Source organism: Coprococcus sp. AM100_B19A (genome assembly GCF_027662015.1).
In the GTDB taxonomy this organism is placed as follows: Bacteria; Bacillota; Clostridia; order Lachnospirales; family Lachnospiraceae; genus Allocoprococcus; species Allocoprococcus comes.
The window spans coordinates 1-18967 of sequence record NZ_JAQDKN010000027.1; the positions used below are offsets into that span (position 1 = coordinate 1).

General features: G+C 42.2%; 7 protein-coding genes and 1 pseudogene. All 8 read left to right on the forward strand.

The window, feature by feature from the left end:
• Positions 1 to 318: pseudogene (locus tag PGQ33_RS16300) on the forward strand (DNA topoisomerase III); the annotation flags it as partial.
• Positions 319 to 387: 69 nt separating this feature from the next.
• Positions 388 to 1146 carry a hypothetical protein gene (locus PGQ33_RS17210; protein ID WP_330663301.1) on the forward strand — a complete coding sequence of 253 codons (759 nt, stop codon included), beginning with the start codon at positions 388 to 390 and terminating at the stop codon, positions 1144 to 1146.
• Between the two features lie 9 nt (positions 1147 to 1155).
• The gene (locus PGQ33_RS16305; protein WP_330663302.1) at positions 1156 to 6570 is read left to right on the forward strand and encodes a SpaA isopeptide-forming pilin-related protein; all 5415 of its coding nucleotides are present in this window, start codon (positions 1156 to 1158) and stop codon (positions 6568 to 6570) included.
• Between the two features lie 85 nt (positions 6571 to 6655).
• Positions 6656 to 6796 carry a hypothetical protein gene (locus PGQ33_RS16310; protein WP_015528458.1) on the forward strand — a complete coding sequence of 47 codons (141 nt, stop codon included), beginning with the start codon at positions 6656 to 6658 and terminating at the stop codon, positions 6794 to 6796.
• Between the two features lie 6 nt (positions 6797 to 6802).
• Positions 6803 to 7891: a DUF5688 family protein gene (locus tag PGQ33_RS16315; protein ID WP_118576012.1), complete on the forward strand. Its 1089-nt coding sequence runs from the start codon at positions 6803 to 6805 to the stop codon at positions 7889 to 7891.
• A 68-nt stretch (positions 7892 to 7959) separates the two neighbouring features.
• Positions 7960 to 15642, forward strand: a complete 7683-nt coding sequence (locus PGQ33_RS16320; protein ID WP_270206092.1) for a DEAD/DEAH box helicase family protein — start codon at positions 7960 to 7962, stop codon at positions 15640 to 15642.
• An 80-nt stretch (positions 15643 to 15722) separates the two neighbouring features.
• Positions 15723 to 18473, forward strand: coding sequence for a YodL domain-containing protein (locus PGQ33_RS16325; RefSeq protein ID WP_118576016.1), 2751 nt, complete (start codon positions 15723 to 15725; stop codon positions 18471 to 18473).
• A gap of 172 nt (positions 18474 to 18645) precedes the next feature.
• Positions 18646 to 18816: a helix-turn-helix domain-containing protein gene (locus tag PGQ33_RS16330; RefSeq protein ID WP_008371604.1), complete on the forward strand. Its 171-nt coding sequence runs from the start codon at positions 18646 to 18648 to the stop codon at positions 18814 to 18816.
• Positions 18817 to 18967: the final 151 nt, after the last annotated feature.

Consider the following 18967-nt stretch of genomic DNA (forward strand, 5'->3'; position numbering starts at 1 on the left):
AATCAGTTTCAGGGAAAGGCAAAAGGAGAAGTCATTGGCAAATGTCCCCGCTGTGGAGCAGATGTCAGGGAAGGAAAAGTAAATTTTTACTGTTCTGACCGGAAATGTGCTTTTACCTTATGGAAAAATGATAAATTTCTTGCAAGCCAGGGAAAAAAGATGGATAAGGTGGCAGCAAAGAAGTTCCTGTCTAAAGGAAAAATCCATTATAAGGATCTGGTATCAAGAAAAACAGGGAGACAGTATGAAGCAACTGTGGAGATGGTCGATCCCGGAGAGGGAAATGTACAGTTCAATCTTATTTTTCCACAACGATAAGTAGTGTATTGCAGGCAGTCTAAGGACTGTCTGTTTTAATACAAATATTATGAAAGAGAGGACCTTAGCATGAAGAAAAAAGGTAATTTTAGAAAAGTAGTATCTGGCTTGCTGGCAGGCATGACAATGCTTAGTACAGTGTTATCTCCGATGACAGCATATGCAGCGGAGATCCAGCCAGAGGAAAAACCTCCACTTTATGAGGAAGTGAAAGACCTTCTGGATGAAGATGAGGTGGTGACTGCCAAAGATTATGAAATCGAAACAGGCAGTGTATTTGATGTGAAATCAGACTACACAGGACTGGAAATCAAGGATGATAACAAGGTCAAAGTCACATTTGAGGAAGCAAAGAACGACAAGGATGAGGATTTTACGACAGATCATGCGGACACTTACAAAGCGGTCTATTATGTGGAACCGGTAAATCAGGAGCATCCGAAGTACCAGATCAGCCGAAAACTGATTGTGCGTGAGAAAGCAACTGAAGCTCAGACAGAGGTGGCAGGGAGTGAAACAGTGACCGAATCCGAAACAGCTGTAAGTGAGCAGCAGACAGAAGAAGCGGAGGATTCAGAAGCAGAATCGGAGATTACCGATATTGACGCTGATGAATTTGATGATTTGGTAGAGCAGGCACAGAACCAGGATACCTATGATGAAGAATCAGGGTTAGAGCTTCATGATGTTTTGGAACAGGCAGGAGACGAAGGTGTGGATCTTGAGGCTATGGAAGAGGGAGAGATTGCAACATTTGAAGCAGTTTCGGCTTATTCAGCAAGAAGTACACAGCAGGTAACAATTGAAAAAGGACCACTGTATAGATAAAATTATACAATTACAAAGATTGGAGACAATCAGGCGTTAGCAAAAGTGTGTTATTACGGTACAGATGCCGCAGGAAGCGAGAGTTTTTTCGCTAATAAACACACGGATTTTTCAGAAGGAAAAAGATTCATCATTATTCACATGGCTGCATCATATGCCAATGGAAGCAGTGATGCATTCTATGGAACAAATGCTACAGGCGAGGCTTTGGCAAAAGAACTCTATAATTATTGTGTGAATAAGCCGGAAATACCAGATGTAGCGATGTCATTTTCAAAGCCGAATGTAAAGGCTTATGTAGATGGAAATGTTCAGAGAACGGAGAACATTCAGTTCAACGCATCTTCCCAGCAGAAAATCACAATGGACTTACCAAAGGGAGTAAAGCTCCATAATGTATCTACTGGAAATGTAAGTGCGGCAGGTGCAAGTGTAACAATTGGAGGAGGAACCACGTTTTATCTCTCAGCTCCTCTGACACAGACAAAAGATGTAAGTGCTTCTTTTTCTACAAAGATGAAGGGAAGTATTACAAAAGATTATTCAGCATATAAATTGACTACGAATGCAAGTGTTCAGGATCTGGCATTTGTATTTGGAGAAGGTGTTGCTGATGAAAAATATGTAAGCTTAAAGGTGTCCTGGATTGAACAGGCTACGATCGAAATCGTAAAGAAAGACGATACAGCGGATGTCAATCTTGCAGGTGCAGTATTCGGCGTTTACAGCGATGAGGCTTGTACAAAGCTGATCACTCAGATGCCTGCAACAGATAAAAATGGAAAATCATCTGTTACGATTATCAAGACACAGGATACCGTTTATCTGAAAGAAATCACAGCACCACCGGGATATGTAGTAAATGCAACGGCAACAAATGTAAAACTGGTAGCAAGTAAGACCTCAGCTGTAACCGTGGAAAATAAGGAACAGCTGGCAGAGCTTACCATTTACAAAGAAGGACAGGTTCTTACCGGAGCAGATGTCAGTGAAAATGGAACGGTATTTCAGTATGAAAACCGCAGACAGAAAAATGCAGTGTATAACGTGTATGCCGGGGCAGATATCGTAACAGCTTATGGCACAAAAATGTACAGCAAAGGTGACCTTGTAAAAGAAAACCTGACAACAGGTGAGAATGGTTCTGTCACACTGAAAAACCTGCATCTTGGAACCTACGTGGTAAAAGAAACAAAAGCACCGGACTCTTTCTATAACGGTAGCGAAGAAAAGTCAGTGACTCTAACTTATGCTGGTCAGAACAAAGAAGTTGTATTTGCAGATGTGACTTTTAACAACGAGAGACAGAAAGCAGATGTTTCCGTAGTAAAACAGGATAAAGACACCAAGAAACCACTGAAAGGCGGTATTTTTGCTCTGTATGCATCCGATGATATCAGAAATGCAGACGGAAGCGTTGTTGTGAAAAAAGGAACGCTGATTGAGAAAGTAACTACTGGCGCAGACGGAACTGCAAAATTCACAGTAGACCTGCCAATCGGATATTCCTATTCTGTAAAAGAAGATCAGGCACCGGAAGGTTATGTAAGAAATACAGAAGATGTGTATACGTTCAAGTTTTCTTACACCAATGATAAAGAAGCAACCGTATCTTTTGCCCATACCTTCAGCAATGACCGTGTGACAGCAAAGATCAATCTTTATAAAGTGGATAAAGAGACAGGAAAAGCAGTACCGCAGGGAGATGCCACACTGAAAGGTGCAGTTTATGGACTGTATGCTCGTGAAGATATCGTGCACCCGGATGGAGCAACGGGAACTATTTATAAAGCAGGAGAGCAGGTAGCTTCTCTTACAACAGATGACAAAGGACAGGCTTCTGTAAATGGCTTATATCTTGGCAAATATTATGTCAAAGAGATTACTCCGCCGACCGGATACCTGGCAGATGCAGAAGAGCATGATCTTACGTGCAGTTATGAAGGAGATATGACAGCAGAAGTAAAAAGAGAGTGCACTTCCAGTGAGCAGGTCATCAAGCAGCCATTCCAGATTATCAAAGCAGCCAACAATGGAAAGACCGATGCAGAGCTGTTATCCGGAGCTGGATTTACAGTTTATCTGAAATCTTCCCTTACAAAGAAAGCAGATGGAAGCTATGATTTTGATTCTGCCAAACCAGTTGTGAGTGGCGAAAATGGAGCTACTGAGATTTTCACAGATGAAAAAGGGTATGCCTGCAGTATTCCATTACCATTTGGAAGCTATATCGTGCGTGAGACAACAACACCGCACAACTACAAGCCGGTCGATGATTTTGAAGTGAATATCACAGAGCATCATCCAAATGAGCCACAGATCTGGCGAGTGCTTCTGGATGAAGAGTTTAAGGCAAAACTGAAAATCGTGAAAAAAGACGATGAAACAAAGAAATCCGTATTGATTGCAGGAACAGAATTTAAGGTATATGACCTGGACAACAAAAAGTATTTAGAACAGGTAACAACTTACCCAGTGACAACCACTCACAAGTCCTATTTTACGGACAGCCAGGGATATCTGATCATGCCGAAGAATCTGAAGATCGGACATTACCGGATTGAGGAAGTCAACGCACCGGAAGGGTACACAATTAACAAGAACTATGTAGAGATTGCGGTGGATGCTAACACAGCATACCAGATGGATTCTGAGAGTGGAGATGCCATTATTACGGTAGATTACGAGAACCATCCGGTAAAAGGAAAGCTGACGATTTATAAAAAAGGTGAGATGCTGACCGGATTTAAAAAGGATTTTGTTTATGAACAAAGATACCTGAAGGGTGCATCATTTCATGTCTATGCAGCTGAAAATATCTATACACCGGATTATCAGAAAGATGAAAACGGAAACAGACAGCTGATCTATGCAAAAGATGCACTGGTAACAACGGTAACGACCGGAGAAGACGGAAAAGCAGTTGCAGAGAATCTGCCGCTTGGTTCTTACTATGTGGTAGAAAAGACTGCACCGGAAGGATTCGTTCTGAACCATGACAGATCTGATGTCACATTTGTCTATGCAGATCAGGATACACCTGTGATCGAACAGGAAGTGACGGTTGGCGATGACCGACAGAAAGTTGCAATCCAGGTAGAAAAACAGGATGCAGAGAATGGTGCAACCGTGGCGGGAGCTGTCTTTGGTATCTATAACAAAGCGGATATCAAGGCGGATGGAAAAGTGATCGTGAAAGCAGACACACTCTTACAGGAAATGACTTCTGATAACGATGGTCTTGCAACATGTACGCTGGATCTGCCACTTGGACAGTATTATGTGAAAGAGTTAAAAGCACCAGCGGGATTTGTATCCTCTGATGAAGTTCTGAATCTGGATGCTTCTTACCAGGGACAGGATGTGAAGACAGTAAAACTGAAAACAGTGAAAAAGAACCAGCCGACAACAGTTGAAATCACAAAATCTGATGTAACAACAGGTGTGGAACTGGATGGGGCAAAACTCACCGTTCTTGATAAAGAAGGAAATGTTGTGGATCAGTGGACTTCTGTAAAAGATCAGCCACATGTGATCAAACGACTGACAGTTGGAGAGGAATACACTCTTCGTGAGGAAATGGCACCTTATGGATATCTGAAAGCAACGGATGTGAAGTTCACGCTGAAAGATACTGCCGAGATTCAGAAAGTAGAGATGAAAGATGAAGTTCCAACAGGACTTCTAATCATCAACAAAAATGGAGAGTTTTTGGATAAGGTAACACTTCTGGATCAGGTAAAAGGTACTGTGGAGCATCTCTTTGAATATGTAACCGGAAGCCTTTCAGATGTGACGTTCGATGTATTTGCTGCGGAAGATATCAAAGCGGCAGATGGTGTCAGTGAAGATTATTTCAAAGCAGATGAAAAAGTGGGAACCATTACCACAGATTCCAATGGTATTGCACAGATGGGAGATCTACCGGCTGGCAAGTACTATGTGAAGGAAGTAAAAACTGCCCATGGTTATGTGCTGGACGGAGAGCCGAGATATGTTGATCTTTCCTACCGTGATCAGGACACACCAGTTATCACTTATGATGAGAAATGGCAGAATGCCCGTCAGAAAGTAAAGGTTACGGTTCTGAAGAAAGAAAAAGATACAGAACGTGTCCTTGCAGGTGGTGTCTTCGGTCTTTATACCAGTGAAGATATCAAAAATGCAAAGGGCGAGGTACTCCTTGAGAAAGACAGTCTGATCGAGCAGCGGGTAACGGATGAAAAAGGACAGATTACTTTTACGGCAGATCTTCCGGTAGACGGAAAATACTATGTGAAAGAGATCTTTGCGCCGGACGGATTTGTTACAACAGAAGAAGTACAGGAATTTACCTTTGAATATGCCGGAGAAGACCAGGCAGAAGTAAGCTACGACTTTACTTTTGAAAATCAGCCAACCACAGTGGAGCTGACCAAAACAGACCTGACAACAGGCAAAGAACTTCCAGGTGCACACCTGAAAGTGATGGATTCAGATGGCAATACAGTGGATGAATGGACTTCTACGGAAGAATCCCATGTGATCAAAGAACTGGTTGTTGGTAAGAAATACACCATGACAGAGACAAAACCGGCAGATGGATATGTCACTGCAGAAAGTATTACTTTCACAGTAGAGAATACAGCAGAGGTTCAGAAGCATGAGATGAAAGACGATGTGACAAAAGTAGAGATCAGTAAGACTGATATCACAGGAGAAACTGAGATTCCAGGTGCGAAACTGACGATTCTCGATAAGGATGATCAGGTAGTAGAGAGCTGGACTTCCACAGAGGAAGCACACTATATCGAAAAACTGCCAATCGGTAAATATACCTTACGTGAAGAGCAGGCACCGAAAGGATATCTTCTGACATTTGATGTGACATTTGAGGTGAAGGATACCGGAGAAATTCAGAAAGTGGCTATGAAAGATGATACTGCCAAGGGAAAAGTGATTCTCAATAAGACAGATAAATCATCAGGAGAACCGCTGAAAGGGGTAGAATTTGAACTTCGTGACAGCAAAGGAAAAGTTCTGGAAACCTTAAAGACAGATGCTGCCGGTCATGCAGAAAGTAAGCTGTATGAGATTGCCACATTTAAGAACGGCAAATATGATACCGCTATCAAGTATTATCTGGTGGAAACAAAGACACTGGACGGATACACACTGGATCAGACCAAGCATGAAGTGACATTTGCCTATGCAGATGACAGTACACCGGTTGTAGAAGTTACCTTTAATCTGACAAATGAGAAACCGGAAGTTCCAGAAACACCGAAAACACCGGATACACCACAGTCCCATGAAGAGACAAAGGTATCAAATGCACCGAAAACAGGTGACAGCACGAATATTTGGCTGCCGATTCTTCTTCTGGTAATCTCCACAGGAGGTATGGCAGGACTTTATATCAGAAAAAAGAAAAACAGAAAATAGTAAAGTAATTAATTTGTAGTAAAGGGGGGCCCTGAATCAGGGCTCCCTTTTCAATACAACTAATAAAAGAAAGGAACAGAAAACTATGATGAAAACAATGGGAAAAAGACAGGAAGCAAAAAAGAACCAGGAGAAAACTTTAAAGAGAATGATGGCTTATCAGAAGAAAGCCGAGCAGATGGTCAGTAGAAAAAGAATGAACCATCACATGATCAGAAAGGGGTAAAAGCGTATGATGAACAGAAAAGAATTTTATGAATATGTCAAAGACAATGTAAAGGAGTATCTGCCAGAGTCTTACAAGGACGCAGAAATTAAACTTCAAGAAGTAGAAAAAAACAATGGGCTGAAGCTTACTGGCATTACAATTCCAAATGGAGATCAGAGAATCGTACCGACAGTCTATCTGGATTCTCTCTATCAGGAATATATCAATGGGAAAGATGTAGATTCTTGTGTTGGTGATGTAGCTGATATGCGTATTGAAGCACAGGGTAAAGCAGAATTTTTTGATATGGGAGTTCCGGACATTTTTGATTATGAAAAAATGAAGGAAAAACTGCAGGTGAGAATCTGTGACAAGGAATGGAATACCGATCGTCTTGCTGATAAAGTAGTCACAGAACACGGAGATTTTGCAGCTTATTATGCAGTAAATCTGGAGGAAAATGGAGAAGGGATCAGCAGTATTCCGGTAACTGTTTCTCTGATGAACGAGTGGGGAGTATCTGCCGAACAGATTCAAGCGGATGCAATGACGGCAGACCGAAAACGTGGTGTCACACTTATGGATATGAATGAGATTATCAAATCTATGATTTTTGGTGAAGAACCAGAAAACCTGCTGAATGAAAAAATGGATATGGAAGCCATGGAAAAACCAATGTTCTGTCTGACAAACAAAGCTAAGATGAATGGTGCATCACTGTTACTGCAGGAAGACATTCGAAAACAGATTGGGGAATGTCTGGGTAGTGATTATTTTGTCATTCCATCTTCCATTCATGAAGTGCTGATTCTCCCTGATAACGGAATTTTTCAGGTCCCGGAATTAAATGCGATGGTAAAAGAAGTCAATGAGACACAGGTGGAAAGACAGGAGCAGCTTTCCGATAAGGTTCAGTTCTGTGATAAAAAGACCGCAGTATTGGAAAATGCTGAGCGCAGGGAGGCTCGTTTGGAGAAAGAAAAAGCAGCTGAAAAAGCGGAAGTAAAAGGTGGAATCCATGGAAAACTGGAGAAAGCCAAGGCAGAGATCAAGGCAAAAGAGGCAGACAAAACGCCAAAGAACAAGTCAAAAGATCTTGCCGCAGCATTATAAAGAGAAACAACGATGATTTTAAGGGGACTGTGCTAAGCAGTCCCTGATTTTATGAAAAGGAGTAGCACATGGCAAATAAATTATATGCAATGGAACAGCTGACGGAAGAGGTGGCAAAAGATGTAGCTGCCAGTCCGCAGGAATGGATGTGGTTCCTTAACACGGCATCCAGACTGTACAAATACTCTTTTCCAGAACAGCTTTTAATTTATGCACAGCGACCGGAAGCAACTGCCGTAGCATCCATGGAAATCTGGAATCAGAAGATGTACCGATGGATCAAAAAGGGATCTAAGGGGATTGCCTTGATTGACAATACTTCCGGACCGAAAACAAAACTTCGGTATGTATTTGATGTGCAGGACACTTATAAAGTGCGGAATCTTGGAAAGGATCCTCAGTTATGGAATCTTCCAGTAGAAGGAGAACATCTGGTGGCAGATTATCTGCAGGAGCAGTTATCACTGGAAGATACAGAAGGAGGACTTGCTGAAAGTCTGCATCAGGCAGCGAAGGAGAGTATGCAGGAATGGCTTCCAGATGCATTGGAAGAACTGAGACTGGACGTAACAGGGACATTTTTGGAAGAACTGGACGAACAGAATCAGGAAGTAGAATTTCGGGAACTGATGACAAATAGTGTCTGGTGTGTATTATTAAACCGGTGTGGACTGGATGTACAGGAATATCTGGATGTAGAGGATTTTCGGCATATAACGGACTTCAATCAGCTGAAAGTATTAGGACATCTGGGAAGTGCAGTCAACGAGATCAGCAGACCAGTCCTGATGCAGATTGGACGATATGTTCTGAATGATCTGGAAAATGACCTGAAAACGGTTGCAAAAGAAAAAGAAGTAGCTTATAATGAATTTAACACGTTAATTCGTGAAAGTAATACGGATAACGAAGAAGATAGAGAAGAAAAAAAGGAGGAAACAGACTATGAGAGAAATCAGTTACAGCCAGAACGGAGAGTATCAGATTCCAGATATCAGCCTGGAAGAGACGAGAGGAACCATCGGGAAGTACGGAATGATGAGGAAAGAGTATCTGAGAAACCACAAGGTAGCCAGGTTCAACATTCTGACACTGCAGAACCGTCTGGACAGTCACCTGATGGAGATCGACAGTCAGGCAAGGCAGAGAGTAGACAACCTGATGAACGAACTTCTGGAGAAAGATCCGGCACCGGACAAAATGGCAGACGGGATGGCATGGACCAGACACATGAACCAGATCAAGGCACAGGCAGAGGAGCTGGTGATTCAGGAGATTATTTACAGTTAAGCCTGTTCCCAACAGAAGAGGAACAGTTAGGAGAAATAAGGAAAGCGGCAGCTGCATTGGAACAGCCAGCCGCTTTTCTTATTTCCGATGAAGTGGTAAATGATATTCTCCGCACGGGAAGCGGACAGAAAAATACACTGTTTCATATTACAGCAAGACTGATTGAAGGTCTGGATAATGAAGAAATGCGGAGTTTTCTGAAAGATGAATATGGAACTGGTGGCAAAGGATTTACCATAGATGGTCAGAAAATCAGTATCTGGTATGACAATGATGGTATCCGTATCCGGCGAGGGGACTCTGCCAGAAGAAACTTTGACCGCATGGTTACGTGGGAAGAAGCAGCGAACAGAATTCGGGATATGTATGAGGATGGAAATTACGTGGATAATTTGATTTCCAATAATGCCATTGAACAGGAGCAGGAAGAAATGACCAATCTTCTTGCACTTCATTTTCGGGATACTTGCAGAAACTGGGAAAAGAAACAATCATATTCAGACTGGCAGGATGTAGTGAGTGGAGCATGGACAGATCAAGAGGAAGCAGATGCGATTGTCTATCGTTTTGAATGGCTGCAGAAATATATGGATGAGAATCCGGGAGATTATCACCGCTGGGAGATTCAGCATAATCCGGAATATCTCCAACGCTTTCAGGATCTTCAGAGGGAGCGTTCCTGGGTAGACCAGAAATTTACGGTCGAACGTCCGGCACTTTCCTTTATTACACAAGATGAAATAGATGCTGTCCTTAGAAGAGGCGGCATTACAGCCGGAGAGCGCAACCGGATCTATGAGTATTTCATGGAGCATCATGATATGAAAGATGCAGCAGAGTTCCTGAAAAATGAGTATGGAACAGGTGGTGCATCACCTGGGATACCGGGAGCGTATGAATCTGATGCCTCACATGATGCAAAAGGATTAAAACTTGCGAAAGGAAAGATTGGCAGTCCAGAAGTAGAAATTCTATTAAAATGGAATAAGGTTGCAGAACGTGTCCGTCAGCTGATCCGCACCGATGATTTCTTATCACCGGAAGAATTGGAAAAGTATGAAGAGCGGCAGGAAGCACAGAGACTGGCAGATTTGGAAGAAGCACAGCAGATGTTAGGAGAACAGCTGGAGCAGGATACTTTGACAGCGGAAGATATAACTGATTTGAGATTAGTTGATTCAGAATATATGTCCGGTACCAGAACAAGAATCCATGATTTTGATTGCAAAGTTAAGGGAGAAGTGAATCGACTTCAATACACATTAGAATATCATGATGATGGAGAAGGTTTCACGATTCATACGGAAAAAGATGATATTTGGAATCGAATGTCAACACAAGAATTGGAACGTCTGGATGTAAAACTCGGACAAGAAGTACTTTATTATCATTATCACAACAAAACTGTAAATGCGGATACCTTAGATGAATTACGGGAAATCAGGGAAGAAATTATGGAGGAAGAGTTCTCGTATTTTACTGCTATTTCTCAACGTGTGTGGACAGATTATGATAAAAAAGAAAAAGAATTATCGGGAGAAGCTGAGGTATCGGAAGAAAAAGAATCTTTGGAAGAGATTAACGGAATAGCAGAACCGATTCAAGCAACGAACTTCCGTATCACAGATGATGAACTTGGACAGGGAACACCGAAGGAGAAATTCCGAGCCAATATCATGGCTATCCAGTTGTTAAAGAAATGTGAGGATGAGAACCGCAATGCGACATCAGAGGAACAGAAAATCTTATCCAGGTACGTCGGCTGGGGAGGTCTTGCAGATGCATTTGATGAGACAAAAGCTGCATGGGAGACAGAATATCTGGAATTAAAGACGATTCTTACACCAGAGGAATATGCTGCAGCCAGAGCTTCCACGTTAAATGCTCATTATACACAGCCGATTGTGATTGAAAGTATGTATCAGGTGTTGGAGAATCTGGGATTTACAAAAGGAAATATCCTGGAGCCGTCTATGGGAGTCGGGAACTTCTTTGGAATGCTTCCAGAGAATCTAAATCAGTCCAAACTCTATGGTGTGGAACTGGACAGTATCAGCGGTAGAATTGCAAAGCTACTCTATCCAGATGCCAATATTCAGATCAAAGGTTTTGAGAAGACAGATTATCCTAATGATTTTTTTGATGTGGCGATTGGAAATGTGCCATTTGGTGCATACAAGGTCAATGACCGTCAGTATGATCGCTACAATTTCATGATCCATGATTACTTTCTCGCCAAGACGATAGATCAGTTACGTCCAGGTGGTGTGGCGGCACTGATCACAACAAAGGGAACTATGGATAAGGCGTCACCGGAAGTCCGGAAATATCTGGCAGAGCGGGCAGATCTGTTGGGAGCAATCCGACTGCCGAACACAGCTTTTAAGGCAAATGCGGGAACAGAAGTCAGTGCTGATATCTTGTTTTTCCAAAAGAGGGAAAGCCTTACGAAAGAAATGCCGGAATGGATAAATCTGGATAGTGATGTCAATGGAATTACGGTCAATCAGTATTTTGTTCAGCATCCGGAAATGATTCTGGGTGAGATGAAAGAAGTGTCCGGTCCGTATGGTATGGAAACAACATGTGCTCCAATGGAAGGAGCTGATTTGGAATTACAGTTACAAGAAGCTGTGAAACAAATTAAGGGAAGCATGGTACCGGCAGTAGATGTGGAAACAGAACTGGATGAGATGCCAGAGAGTATTCCGGCTGATCCGAATGTTAGAAATTACAGCTATACGGTGGTAGATGATCAGGTATATTATCGTGTCAACTCTTTGATGAATCAGGTGAAAATGCCTGCAGCCACTGCAGAACGTGTAAAAGGCATGGTTGCAATCCGTGATACCGTTCGTGAGCTGATCGCCATGCAGATGGAAGAATTTGTCACAGACGAAGAAATCCAAAAACAGCAGGAAAAACTGAATCAGGTGTATGATACCTACACAGCAAAGTATGGAGTTATTGGAAGTAATGCTAATAAACGGGCATTTTCTGATGACTCTTCTTATTGTCTGCTGTGTTCCCTGGAAGACTTGAATGAAGATGGAACATTGAAGCGGAAAGCGGACATGTTCACCAAACGAACCATCAAAAAGGCGGTTGCTGTGACAAGTGTGGAGACAGCCACAGAAGCACTTGCTCTGTCTTTAAATGAAAGGGCTAAAGTAGATCTCCCATATATGGCACAGCTGACCGGAAAGACCGAAGAGAAAATTACAGAAGAGCTGGTTGGAGTTATCTTCAAAAATCCACTGACAGACCAGTGGGAAAGCGGAGATGAATATCTCTCCGGAAATGTTAGGGATAAATTAAATACTGCGAGAACTTTTGCAGAGAATCATCCGGAATTCACATCGAATGTGCGTGCACTAGAGGCAGTTCAGCCGAGAGACCTGGAAGCATCGGAGATTGAAGTGCGTATTGGAGCTACCTGGATTGAACCTTCGGATTATCAGGATTTTATGCAAGAAACATTGCATACACCATGGTATCTGCTTCAGAAAGAAATACAGGTGAAATTCTCTGAGGTAAATGGTGAGTGGAGGATTACAGGAAAGAATGCCGACAGTCCCCAAAATGCGTTTGCCTATGCAACGTATGGAACTGAGAGAGCAAATGCCTATAAGATTCTGGAAGATACCCTGAACCTGAAAGATGTACGCATCTATGATAAGAGTGTCAATGAAAATGGTGATGAGATCCGTGTCCTTAATAAGAAAGAAACCATGCTGGCATCACAGAAGCAGGATGCCATGAAAGCAGCATTTAAGGACTGGATTTTTAAAGACCAGCAGAGACGAGAGAGGCTGGTAAAAGTGTACAATGAACGATTTAACAGCATCCGTCCCCGTGAATACGATGGCAGTCATTTGACTTTCCCAGGAATGAATCCGGAAATTGAACTTCGCCCACATCAGAAAAACGCTGTCGCACATCAGCTTTATGGAGAGAATGTGCTTCTTGCTCATGTAGTAGGAGCTGGAAAGACCTACGAAATGGTAGCGGCGGCAATGGAGAGCAAACGCCTGGGATTATCTCAGAAAAACCTCTTTGTCGTGCCAAACCATTTGACGGAGCAGTGGGGTGCAGAATTCCTACAGTTATATCCGGGAGCCAATATCCTGGTTGCAACCAAGAAAGATTTTGAACCAGCAAACCGAAAGAAGTTCTGTGCCCGGATCGCTATGGGAAATTATGATGCTATTATCATTGGACATTCCCAGTTTGAGCGTATTCCAATCTCTGATGAACGTCAGGAAGCCATGTTACGGAAGCAGATTGATGATCTGGAAATGGCAATTCAGAGTGCAAGGTATGAACAGGATGGCGGACATTATACCGTCAAACAGATTGAAAAGACCAGAAAGACACTGCAGACAAGGCTGGAAAAACTGAATCAGAAAGAGAAAAAAGATCAGGTAGTTACGTTTGAAGAACTGGGAGTGGATCACTTGTATGTAGATGAAGCACACAGCTATAAAAATGCGTTTCTTTATACAAAAATGAGAAATGTAGCCGGGATTGCACAGAACGAAGCACAGAAGTCGGCAGATATGTTCAATAAATGTCAGTATCTGGACGAGATTACAGGAGGAAAAGGCATTACTTTTGCTACAGGCACACCAATCAGTAACAGCATGACGGAATTATATGTTATGCAGCGGTATCTGCAGAACAGTAAATTACAAAATATGGGACTTGGACTGTTTGATTCCTGGGCTTCTACCTTTGGAGAAGTTGTCACGAGCATCGAACTTGCACCGGAAGGAACTGGATATCGAGCAAAATCAAGATTCGCCAGATTCTATAATATCCCAGAACTGATGAATATGTTCAAGGAGATTGCAGATATTAAGACTTCCGATCAATTAAAGCTTCCAGTGCCGGAAGCGGAATATGAAACAGTGGTGCTGAAACCAACAGAACAGCAGAAAGAAATCGTAGAAAGTCTGGGAGAACGTGCAGAAGTTGTCAGAAACGGCGGGGTAGATGCCTCGGTTGATAATATGCTGAAAATTACCAATGACGGAAGGAAGTTAGCACTGGATCAGCGTTTGGTGAACGAATTATTGCCAGATAATCCGGAAAGTAAAATAGCAGTCTGTGCAGAGAAAAGCTATGAAATCTGGAAAGATACAGCAGAACAGAAATCAGCACAGTTGATTTTCTGTGATTTGAGCACACCAAAAGGCGATGGCAGTTTTAATGTCTACGATGATCTGAAACGGAAGCTGATGGAAAAAGGAGTGCCGGAAAAAGAGATTGCGTTTATTCATGATGCAAATACAGAAGCAAAGAAGACGGAGCTGTTTGGAAAAGTAAAATCCGGACAGGTTCGTTTTTTGATTGGTTCAACTGCAAAAATGGGCGCTGGAACCAATGTGCAGGACCGTTTGATTGCTCTGCATCATCTGGATATTGGCTGGAAACCGTCTGACTTGGAACAGAGGGAAGGACGTATCATCCGTCAGGGAAACCATAATAAAAAGGTTCATATCTTCCGATATGTAACAGAATCCACATTCGACAGTTATATGTGGCAGTTGATTGAGAATAAGCAGAAATTTATTTCTCAGATTATGACCAGCAAAGCACCTGTGCGAAGTTGCGAAGATGTGGATGAAGCGGCACTTTCCTATGCAGAGGTCAAGGCACTTGCAGCCGGAAATCCAGCAGTAAAAGAGAAGATGGCATTGGATGTGGATGTGGCGAAATTAAAGCTTTTAAAAGCGAACCACATGAATAACCAATACCGACTGGAAGATGATATTGCAAGGAATTTCCCGCAACAGATTGCAAAACTGACGGAGATTATTGCCAGCTACAAGGCAGATATCGCTCATTTTTCTGAGCATAAAATTACAGATCCAGAGCAGTTTTCTATGGAAATCAGTGGCAAAGTGTTCACAGAAAAGAAAGAGGCAGGTATGGCACTTCTGGCGGTCTGCAAAGACATTAAGTCTGTAGATGTAACTATGGACATTGGAAGCTATCAGGGATTCAACATGAGAATCCAATTCGACAGCTGGAGCAAAGAGTTTATCCTGTCTGTAAAGCATGAATCGGTAGCTAAAGTTCGGTTGGGGGCAGATGCCCTAGGAAATATCACTCGTATCAATAATCTTTTGGAAAGCTATCCGGAGAAACTGGCAGAAGCAGAGCAACGGCTGGAAACGGTACAGGAGCAACTGGCAAATGCCAAAGAGGAAGTCGGGAAGCCATTTCCAAAAGAAGAGGAACTGAACCAAAAACTGGAGCGTCTGTCAGAACTAAATGCACTTCTCAATATGGATGAGCGAGAAGATACAGAAACAGAGCAGTCGGAATCAAAAGAGAAAGAAGAAAGACCGGCACGAGGTTCTATCCATGAGAAGCTGCAGATTTATAAAGAAAAGAGTCAGCGGGAAAGTGAAAGTGGCAAGGAAACCAGAAAACGGGACTTCGGTTTGGAATAAGTAAACAGGAAAGATGGCATAATTTGGTAGAAGAAGGTTCTGCCGGTTATGCCATTTTTTAGAACACAGGAGGAATTTGAATGGCGAGAAATATGATAACAGGAAAAGAAACGCAGAAAATGCAGGAATATACGCAGGAACAGATAGACCGTGCAGAACACATGGAAATAGAGATTCCAGCGGATGTAAAGGAACAGATTTTTGAATATGCAAATCTGATTGGTGAGGAAGAAAAAGTAAGGATGTTGGTAAGAACCCTTTCTGATGCACTCAGCCAGAAAGACAATGATAAAGTCGAGGAACTTCTGGATGATGCAAAAATGGATATTCAGGACTTACCAGATCCAACCATCGGCAAGCTGGAATTACGTGATTATGGATATACAGCAGAAGACATGGTGCCGCTCAGAAAAGAAGCAGCCTTAGATTATCACAGGATGGGTTCTAAGATTTATTGCTTGGGCAGCGATGGCGGTAAGGGAGAGTATGCAAGTAAGGAAATGATACAGGCACATGAAGGTCTGTTTGGCATGGAATCACAGATGTGGGAACGGATAAGGAATCAGGATCTGGATTATGCAGACGAAGATTTTGGAGTATTTCAGGAACCGATGAGTGTGATCAATCAGGAAGAAGCACTGAAATTATACGATGCCGGAGCAGATATCTATCTGATCACTAATTTTTCGTCACCGATCTATGTCACGGAACGCATGGAAATTGAACGAGGACCGGAGCATTATCAGATGTCCATGGCAGAACTGGAGCGTTTCCGTAACCTGGAATGGGAAATGCAGAAATATCCACAGATTCAGTCTTTGAAAGAGGCAAACCTGTTGTTAGGAACTAGGCGAACCTTTGGTATTTATCAGATCAAGGATGATTCACCGGGCGAAAACTATGCATTTATGAATATGCGCTTTATTGAAAGTCATGGTATGCAGATAAAAAAAGAAGATTATAAGCTGGTCTATGTTGGAGACTTATCGGGAAATATGTCACTGGGAGATATTTTTGAAAGGTTCAACATTGACAGACCGGAAGACTTCCGAGGACATTCCCTGTCTGTCAGTGATATCGTAGTTCTGAATGACGGGGAAAAAGTAACAGCTCATTTTGTAGACAGTATCAGTTTTGAACAACTGGATTCTTTCCTGAATCTGGAAGAACAGGTTCTTAGTGAACTGGCATATGAGGTAGGAGAACGTTACTTTGCTATTCAGAGAACAGAAGAAGGATACGATTATTCCTTTTACGATGAAGATTTCCGTCTGATGGATGGTGGCGTCTATGAAAATGATGAAATTTCTATTAAAGAAGCGGCAGAGGAACTTCTGGAAGACGAAGGCTGGACTGGAGAACGCATCCGTGGAGATTATGATCAGCTGATGGAAAAAGTAGAAGAAATGGATGAGGTTGTAATGGCGGAGATTCAGAACAGCCAGGGAGAATATAAGCCGTTGGCAAAGGTGGAGGAACTGGAAGAGGTGAATTATAACATGATTGATAATGTCCTCAATAATATGCCGCCGAAGAAAGAACCGTATCTGGAATACTTTGCGGCAGAATGCGATGAGTTCCATGATATGGGGGCTTATGAAAAAAGTACCGATGTTAATCAAATTGCTGCAGTCTATGAAAAATATAGGGAGAATCCTGAAAATGCCTATCGAGTATGCAGTATGGGGATTATCTATCGTGATCCGGAAGACAGCTTTTATGATGAGGCTGAATTTTCTATTGTAAAGGGAAATACGGTTCACGGTGATTATATGGATGATATTCGATTCTTTGGAGAACTTCCAATAATTCGGGAAGGTATAGAGAAGATTCATGAAGCATTGCCGGACTATAAATATGTACCCATGCGGGATGTCAGGGAAGCAATGTATCCAGAGAAAATGAACACAGAACAGCTGGCAGAGGCACTGGATGAGATCGCAGAAGCTTTTGATCCGTATGAATATCGGGATAATGTGGAGCCGGGAGAGAACACGGTACAAGAGGTAATGCTGGATTTGCAGAGTGGTAATACGCATTCTTATATTTCTTATTTGAAGGACATTGTAGAGGAAGAATGTGATCTGTCAGTCCGTGCTGGAGTATTGGTCGAGCGATTGAAGTCCTATGAACCGGAACTTCCAAAAGATATGGAGCCGATGGTGTATGTGAATTATTGTGAGAAAAGTGAGTTGGGGAGTCCAAGATATCAAAAGTTATCTGATCTGGATTCCAAAACCGTAGAACAGGACAAAGCCTGGTATGCTGACCGTGATCCAAACACCAACGAACCAAAAACGACAGCACAGATGTTTTTTACAGTATATTATACTGAGAAGGGTGATAAGATGCTGCACCATTTTCAAGGTAAGATAGAGATTGGTACCGGAAACGGTGGTATCATCAGTCAGTTAAAGATGCAGAATGAAATGAAATTGACAGATGAAAGCTGGATTAGTTATCAGCAAGGAAAAGGTAATGAAGAGTATCAGAAGTATATGGAAGATCTGACGGATATGCAGAATCATGTTCTGCCGTATTTGCAGAGCTTTTGCAGTCTGGAAGAAAAAGGTGTGAAGGAGAGACGAGAACAGCAGGTGACAGAGAAAAATGAGAGCAGAGAAGCTGTGTCAAGAGCTGGCGTTGAAGCAAATACAGCAGTTAAGGACGCAGGGAAAGCTGAAAGAAAGCCAGTAGCACAAAAGAGAGCAATGACGGGAAAAGAGAAGAAACCATCAATCCATGAACGCTTGGAAATCAATAAGAAAATTATCCAGGAAAAGCAGGGAAAAGATAAGCTGGAGAGAGGGGCTGATTTGGGTGTAAGATAAACAATAAAGCCTGGTAGATGATTTTAAAAGATTATTTACCAGGTGTTTTTGTGAAAATCTTAGAAAACAATAACAAATCAAACAACCTAGAAGAAAACTTAATTTTGGTTGAAACTATTCCGATAAAAGAATATACTTATAATAGGCTTGTTGTATCGTTTGGAGGAAAATTATGGATTATATAACAACGATCGAAATGTCAAAAATATGGGGAATTTCATCTAGAAGAATTTCTCTTTTATGTAGCCAGGGAAGAGTGCCTGGAGCAGAGAAAAAGGGAAAGACTTGGCTAATACCAAAAGATGCGGTAAAGCCAACAGATCCTCGAAAGAAAAACAGATGACGTATTGGAGGTTATAATGCTTATGGGAAGACCAGAAGATTCCAGCGCTTGTGCACTTCACAAGACTTGGATATACCTATATGTCAATTAAAGATGAAGTAGAAAGGAAAGTACCATGACAAAGGATGAAGTAAAAAAACTCTGGATGGAC

What these genes read in the sequence shown, in the direction of transcription:
- PGQ33_RS17210 (WP_330663301.1), top strand. Translation starts at nt 388, where the DNA reads ATGAAGAAAAAAGGTAATTTTAGAAAAGTAGTATCTGGCTTGCTGGCA.
- PGQ33_RS16310 (WP_015528458.1), top strand. Translation starts at nt 6,656, where the DNA reads ATGATGAAAACAATGGGAAAAAGACAGGAAGCAAAAAAGAACCAGGAG.
- PGQ33_RS16315 (WP_118576012.1), top strand. Translation starts at nt 6,803, where the DNA reads ATGATGAACAGAAAAGAATTTTATGAATATGTCAAAGACAATGTAAAG.
- PGQ33_RS16320 (WP_270206092.1), top strand. Translation starts at nt 7,960, where the DNA reads ATGGCAAATAAATTATATGCAATGGAACAGCTGACGGAAGAGGTGGCA.
- PGQ33_RS16325 (WP_118576016.1), top strand. Translation starts at nt 15,723, where the DNA reads ATGGCGAGAAATATGATAACAGGAAAAGAAACGCAGAAAATGCAGGAA.
- PGQ33_RS16330 (WP_008371604.1), top strand. Translation starts at nt 18,646, where the DNA reads ATGGATTATATAACAACGATCGAAATGTCAAAAATATGGGGAATTTCA.